8 protein-coding genes are annotated in these 6,310 nt (G+C 41.3%); 6 read left to right on the top strand and 2 right to left on the bottom strand.

Features of this window, described 5'->3' with window-relative positions:
- The first annotated feature begins 203 nt into the window (after positions 1–203).
- From tsaE to tsaD, 4 genes are read left to right on the top strand one after another with little or no spacing between them, the layout of a single operon-like run.
- A complete protein-coding gene (gene tsaE / locus HCK02_RS12965) occupies positions 204–677 on the top strand; it encodes a tRNA (adenosine(37)-N6)-threonylcarbamoyltransferase complex ATPase subunit type 1 TsaE (protein ID WP_167630523.1) in 474 nt (157 codons plus the stop codon).
- A complete protein-coding gene (tsaB, locus tag HCK02_RS12960) occupies positions 661–1,353 on the top strand; it encodes a tRNA (adenosine(37)-N6)-threonylcarbamoyltransferase complex dimerization subunit type 1 TsaB (RefSeq protein ID WP_167630522.1) in 693 nt (230 codons plus the stop codon). The genes tsaE and tsaB overlap by 17 nt, the downstream gene beginning before the upstream one ends.
- Entirely contained in the window at positions 1,350–1,796 is a 447-nt protein-coding gene (rimI, locus tag HCK02_RS12955) for a ribosomal protein S18-alanine N-acetyltransferase (RefSeq protein ID WP_167630521.1), read from the top strand. Before tsaB ends, rimI begins: the two co-directional genes overlap by 4 nt.
- On the top strand, positions 1,793–2,818 hold the full coding sequence (tsaD, locus tag HCK02_RS12950; protein WP_167630520.1) for a tRNA (adenosine(37)-N6)-threonylcarbamoyltransferase complex transferase subunit TsaD: 1,026 nt from the start codon (positions 1,793–1,795) through the stop codon (positions 2,816–2,818). Before rimI ends, tsaD begins: the two co-directional genes overlap by 4 nt.
- Positions 2,819–2,871: 53 nt before the next feature.
- Here the strand turns inward: tsaD and HCK02_RS12945 are convergent, their stop codons facing one another.
- Complete coding sequence (locus tag HCK02_RS12945; protein WP_167630519.1) at positions 2,872–3,075, bottom strand: YdiK family protein; 204 nt, start codon at positions 3,073–3,075, stop codon at positions 2,872–2,874.
- A 3-nt stretch (positions 3,076–3,078) separates the two neighbouring features.
- On the bottom strand, positions 3,079–3,762 hold the full coding sequence (locus HCK02_RS12940; RefSeq protein ID WP_167630518.1) for a CPBP family intramembrane glutamic endopeptidase: 684 nt from the start codon (positions 3,760–3,762) through the stop codon (positions 3,079–3,081).
- 218 nt (positions 3,763–3,980) lie between these two features.
- On the opposite strand from HCK02_RS12940, the gene groES reads away from it, so the two are divergent.
- Positions 3,981–4,265 carry a co-chaperone GroES gene (groES, locus tag HCK02_RS12935; protein ID WP_167630517.1) on the top strand — a complete coding sequence of 95 codons (285 nt, stop codon included), beginning with the start codon at positions 3,981–3,983 and terminating at the stop codon, positions 4,263–4,265.
- A gap of 42 nt (positions 4,266–4,307) precedes the next feature.
- Positions 4,308–5,936: a chaperonin GroEL gene (gene groL, locus HCK02_RS12930; RefSeq protein ID WP_167630516.1), complete on the top strand. Its 1,629-nt coding sequence runs from the start codon at positions 4,308–4,310 to the stop codon at positions 5,934–5,936.
- Positions 5,937–6,310 lie beyond the last annotated feature (374 nt).

The raw sequence follows: 6,310 nt of genomic DNA, 5'->3' as shown, positions 1-6,310 counted from the left end.
CAAGAAGCATTCATGAAAGTCATGTATGGTGACAAAGTGAAGACAACTGATCTTGAAGATTTAGATCTCTCAGAAGAAAGTCTCTAATAAAAAATTGAAAACAGCTACTCGGGAATCCCTGAGTAGCTGTTTTTTGTTGATGTTAAAACGACTAGCTTTATGGTATGATATGAGAAGAAAATAATGGAACGGGTGAAAAAAGAATGAAGCAAGTTTTTTATTCAAATAGTCAGGAAGAAACGATTCAGTTTGCCGAAAAAATGGGTGAGTTGCTAAAACCGTTTGATCTTATCCTGCTTGAAGGAGACTTGGGAGCTGGTAAAACCACTTTCACAAAGGGACTCGCAAAAGGACTTGGAATTGATAAAGTGATTAAAAGCCCAACTTTTACAATTGTGCGTGAATATGGCAAAGGGCGATTACCACTTTACCACATGGATGTGTATCGGCTTGAAGAAGCTTCACTTGATGAACTCGGACTATTTGAGTATTTTGATGCTGGTGGCGTAAGTGTTGTCGAATGGGCTCATTTTATTGCAAGTGAACTCCCCGATATGTATTTAAAACTTACGATAAAACGTGTAAGTGACGAAAAGCGCGAGTTAATTCTTGAGTCTTACGGCGCTCGCTACGACCAGCTTTTAGCGGAGGTTATGAACAATGATTCTCGGAATTGATACAGCAACGGATACGATGAGTATCGCGCTTTCAAATAAGCAACAAATTGTTGGAGAGTTTACAACCAACCTTAAGAAAAACCACAGTATTCGGCTTCTTCCGGCGATTGATGCACTACTCAAGGAATGTCAGGTAAAACCAAATGAATTAACCAAAATCGCGGTTTCTAGAGGACCGGGTTCTTTTACGGGTCTAAGAATTGGGGTAACGACGGCCAAAACGCTTGCTTATGAACTTGAAATCCCTCTTGTTGGTATTTCTTCCCTTCAAGTTTTAGCTCAAAATGCGTCTTTTTTTGAAGGACCGATCATAGCTTTGATGGACGCACGGCGAAATAATGTCTATGCAGGTGTTTATGAAGTGCGAAAAGGCGAATTAATGAGTACGCTTCCCGATCAACATATTGCTTTAGTGGACCTTCTAGCTGGATTCGAAGCGGCGGAAAAATCGGTGCTTTTTGTCGGTGTGCTTTCAGAATCGCTTCAGGAAATCATCACCAAGAAGTTAGGAAGTCGGGCTATATTTGCTCCGCCTTATCTGACTTATCCACGAGCAGCTGCACTTGTTACTTTAGCAGAAAATAAAGCGGGAGAAGATCCGATGAGCTTTGTGCCAAGTTATTTGAAGCTCGCAGAAGCGGAGAGCAAGTGGCTTGAAGCGAGGGAAAAGCAGTGAATCTAACCTTTTCCAAAGCTGAGCTAAAAGATATTCCAGAACTGTTAACAATTGAACGTGCTGTTTTTAGTTCTCCTTGGACGGCGGAAGCCTTTCTTGGCGAATTTACGGCAAATCAATATGCGTATTATTTACTTGCTAAGCTCAATGATGAAGTGATAGGCTATGCGGGAATTTGGCTAATATTAGATGAAGGACATATCACGAATGTAGCCATCCTTCCTGACTATCAAGGAAATGGACACGGTGAAGCGCTTATGCGGGAACTGATTTCGGTTGCTCAAAAATTTGGAGCGAAGCATTTGACGCTTGAAGTTCGGACGTCCAATCAACCAGCGCAAAATCTGTATCGAAAATTAAAATTCCAAAATGGCGCACTCCGGAAGAATTATTATCCGGATAATGGGGAAGATGCGCTTGTAATGTGGGTGGACTTAACATGAGTAAAGAAAAAAAATTGATATTAGGAATTGAATCGAGCTGTGACGAAACGGCTGCTGCTGTTGTGCGCGGCGGAAACGAGATTCTATCGAACGTGGTGGCTTCCCAAATTGAAAGTCATAAACGTTTCGGCGGAGTCGTACCTGAAATTGCTTCTCGTCATCATGTGGAGCAAATTACGATTGTGATCGAAGAAGCGCTTGAACAAGCGGGTGTCAAAATGGCAGAAATTGATGGCATCGCGGTTACCGAAGGACCAGGACTTGTTGGTGCACTTCTTATTGGTGTCAGTGCTGCAAAAGCGCTTGCCTTTGCAAGTGGAAAACCGCTAATTCCAGTGCATCATATTGCTGGCCATATTTACGCTAACCGATTTGAAACAGACTTTAAGTTCCCGCTGCTTGCGCTCGTAGTTAGTGGAGGACATACTGAACTAGTTTATATGAAAGAAGAGAACTCCTTTGAAATTATTGGCGAAACTCGTGATGATGCGGCTGGGGAAGCTTATGATAAAGTGGCTCGAACATTAGGACTTCCTTATCCAGGTGGTGTTCAAATTGATAAACTTGCCGCAGAAGGGGAAGATACCTTTCATTTTCCACGTGCGATGATTGATGATGAGAGCTATGACTTTAGTTTTAGTGGATTGAAATCTGCTTTTATTAATCAGCTGCACAATATGAGACAAAAAAACTTAGAACCAAGTCCAAGAGACATGGCGGCTAGTTTCCAGGCGAGTGTGGTGGATGTTTTAGTTTCGAAAACGATTCGTGCTGCGCGTGAATATGGCGTGAAGCAGTTGCTTTTAGCTGGTGGAGTGGCGGCAAACCGTGGCTTGCGCGAGCAATTGATTGAAGAAGTGAATCTAGAACTTCCGGATGTGGAGCTAATTATTCCACCGTTATCGCTTTGCGGGGATAATGCGGCGATGATTGCTGCTGCAGGAACCGTGCAGATGGAAGAAGGACACTTTGCGGGGCTTATCATGAACGCCGAGCCAGGCCTAGAATTTGATGAAGTTTGATGGAAAAATAAAAGAAGCTTTCTTTGTTTTCGCAAAGAAAGCTTCTTTTTTAGTTATTTATCTTGAGGATTGCCTTTTCCTCGTAGGCCTTGAAAAATAAATCGGATGGCAGTCACAAAGTCAATCGCAGCCATGGCCATGATGACATATGCAAAAATGCCCCATCCGCCTGTATTTACTTGCTGGATGGCGAAGTAAACGAAAACAATGCCAAGGATGAAATAAAGCAGTCCTTGCATGAGATAACGTCGATTCATTGATTAACCTCCCATAGTGAGTCCGATGATCAGGACAAAAGTATTCATCAAAATATGTGCTCCCATCGGAACGATAATCCGTTTTGTTTTGGTATATAGATAGCAAAGAACTAATCCAATTAAGAAATAGGCAAGTAAGTAGTTCATATCCCCGTGAAGAAGAGCAAATAAAAATGAACTGATGACAGCGGCGCCGTGGATATTGATCAAATTTGCGAGCCCTCCATAGATCACTTTTCGGAATACGATTTCCTCGAGAATCGGACCTGTTATGCTGATGAAAAACAAGAAAATAGGCGCTGCTTTTGCATAGCCAAGCAAACTCTCGGTGTTGGCAGAACCACTTGGCATACCAATGAATAACGCGGTAATATAAATGGCAATGTACTGCGAGGCTATTAAAATGATAAAGCCAAGTACAATCCACAGTAAGCTAGTCGCAGAACTTGCTTTTTCCCCCAAAATGATTTTATTGGTTTCGGGTTTATTCCGGAGTACGAGCCAAGCGATCAGAAGTGCGAGTAGATTAGAGAAAATCGTCCAAATTACTACGGCTAAAGCATTTAGTGTCGTATCAGGTTGCGTGCTCGTTGCTTGAAGGATAGCTCGTACGATCGGGGCCCCAATGACTCCAGAAAAGAGCATGATAAAATAAGTAAATATGATTGTCCAATAATGTTTGGGCAAAAAACCGCATCCTTCCATAAAAAACTTCGTGTTTTACTTCTTTACTATTGTACTCGGAAGCGGTCGCTTTTGGCAAATGTAGTGGAAAATTTTTTTGTGAAACTGAATCCTTTCTGCTTGCAATTTTAACCTTTTTTGACTAATATAAGAATTGTGTTAGCACTCGAGTGATCGGAGTGCTAAAAGTTGCGATACTTATTTTAGAGGAGGTTATTATTTTGTTAAAACCATTAGGAGATCGTGTTGTTATTGAAGTGATTGAAGCAGAAGAAAAAACAGCGAGCGGAATCGTTTTACCAGATTCAGCGAAAGAAAAACCGCAGGAAGGAAAAGTTGTTGCGGTAGGTTCTGGTCGTGTGCTTGATAATGGCACAAAAGAACCTCTTGAAGTAAAAGAAGGGGATCGTATTATTTTCTCTAAATATTCCGGAACGGAAGTAACTTATGAAGGAAAAGATCTGTTAATTATTCGCGAAAGTGATATTTTAGCAGTTACGAAGTAAAAATAGAAAACGAAAGCGATATAAATTGGAGGGAATTAAACTATGTCAAAAGATATTAAATTTAGTGAAGACGCTCGTCGCGCCATGCTTCGTGGTGTAGATCAATTAGCTGATACAGTAAAAGTAACGCTTGGACCAAAAGGGCGTAACGTTGTTCTTGAAAAGAAATTTGGTTCACCGCTGATTACAAATGATGGTGTCACAATCGCAAAAGAAATCGAACTTGAAGATGCGTTTGAAAATATGGGAGCTAAGCTTGTTTCTGAAGTAGCTTCTAAGACAAATGACATCGCAGGGGACGGAACAACGACTGCAACAGTACTTGCTCAATCTATGATTCAAGAAGGCTTGAAAAACGTAACAGCTGGTGCCAATCCAGTTGGTATTCGTCGCGGAATTGAAAAAGCTGTTACAAAAGCGATCGAAGAACTACAAAACATCTCGAAACCGATTGAAGGAAAAGAATCGATCGCACAAGTTGCAGCAATTTCTTCTGGAGACGAAGAAGTAGGACAATTGATTGCTGAAGCGATGGAACGTGTTGGAAACGACGGAGTCATCACGATTGAAGAATCAAAAGGCTTCTCTACTGAACTAGACGTTGTAGAAGGGATGCAATTTGACCGTGGCTATACAAGTCCATACATGGTAACAGATTCCGATAAAATGGAAGCTCAACTTGAAAAACCATACATCTTGATTACCGATAAAAAAATCTCAAATATCCAAGAAATACTTCCGCTTCTTGAACAAGTTGTACAACAAGGTCGTCCACTTTTGATCATTGCAGAAGATGTTGACGGAGAAGCACAAGCAACTCTTGTTCTGAACAAACTTCGTGGTACTTTTAACGTAGTGGCTGTCAAAGCACCAGGTTTCGGTGACCGCCGTAAAGCAATGCTTGAAGATATTAGCATTCTAACGGGTGCGCAAGTCATTACAGAAGACCTTGGCCTTGATCTTAAATCAGCAACCATGGATCAACTTGGAACAGCGCAAAAAGTGGTTGTAACAAAAGATGATACAACTATCGTTGAAGGCGCTGGTGATTCCGATCAAATCGCAGCACGCGTTAACCAAATTCGTGCGCAAATGGAAGAAACTACTTCTGATTTTGATAAAGAAAAATTACAAGAACGCTTGGCAAAACTTGCTGGCGGCGTAGCAGTTATCAAAGTAGGTGCTGCAACTGAAACAGAACTAAAAGAACGTAAACTTCGGATTGAAGATGCGTTAAACTCAACTCGTGCAGCAGTTGAAGAAGGAATTGTTTCCGGTGGTGGAACAGCGCTTGTGAATGTTTATAAAAAAGTAGCAGAAGTGGAAGCTACTGGGGATGAAGAAACAGGTGTAAATATTGTTCTTCGTTCACTTGAAGCACCAATCCGTCAAATTGCGCACAATGCTGGACTTGAAGGTTCTGTGATTGTGGAACGCTTAAAAAATGAAAAAATTGGCATTGGTTTCAACGCAGCAAACGGTGAATGGGTTGATATGATTGATGCTGGTATTGTGGATCCAACGAAAGTGACACGTTCAGCACTTCAAAACGCTTCTTCTGTAGCAGCACTTCTGCTTACAACTGAAGCTGTTGTAGCTGACAAACCAGAAGAAAACCCAGCTCCAGCTCCTGATATGGGCGGCATGGGTGGAATGGGCGGCATGATGTAACAAAAGCCGATGAATTCGCTTTTTAAAGCGGAGGATAAGAGCTTTTAGCTTTGAAAGAAGCACATGGCCTACATTTTTATCTGCAAATAAAGAGAGGTCTCCGAAATTTTTCGGAGACCTCTCTTTTTGTTGTTAGTTCGTTTTGTGGCATGTGTTATAATCAAGGGTTTAGAAGATAAAGGAAGCTTGCCTTTTTATGGCTAAAGATTTATTATGAAGTTATGAGAAATTGAGACGTAGCAGTAAAAAGAACCATCGGAATGGGAGTTCTGCTAGGGATGAGTGGCGCGATTACGAAATGTCGGAAAAACTTTCCGAGGTTTTAGAGCTATGTTATTCTGAATGGTTCCAAAACAAATAATAAAGATATGTAT

This window comes from Listeria valentina, assembly GCF_011800755.1.
GTDB classification, from domain to species: domain Bacteria; phylum Bacillota; class Bacilli; order Lactobacillales; family Listeriaceae; genus Listeria; species Listeria valentina.
This window is presented reverse-complemented; position numbering and strand designations above follow the sequence as displayed.

Excerpts from the sequence above, each read along its gene's own strand:
- tsaE (WP_167630523.1), top strand. The coding sequence starts at position 204 with ATGAAGCAAGTTTTTTATTCAAATAGTCAGGAAGAAACGATTCAGTTT.
- tsaB (WP_167630522.1), top strand. The coding sequence starts at position 661 with ATGATTCTCGGAATTGATACAGCAACGGATACGATGAGTATCGCGCTT.
- tsaD (WP_167630520.1), top strand. The coding sequence starts at position 1,793 with ATGAGTAAAGAAAAAAAATTGATATTAGGAATTGAATCGAGCTGTGAC.
- HCK02_RS12945 (WP_167630519.1), bottom strand. The coding sequence starts at position 3,075 with ATGAATCGACGTTATCTCATGCAAGGACTGCTTTATTTCATCCTTGGC.
- groL (WP_167630516.1), top strand. The coding sequence starts at position 4,308 with ATGTCAAAAGATATTAAATTTAGTGAAGACGCTCGTCGCGCCATGCTT.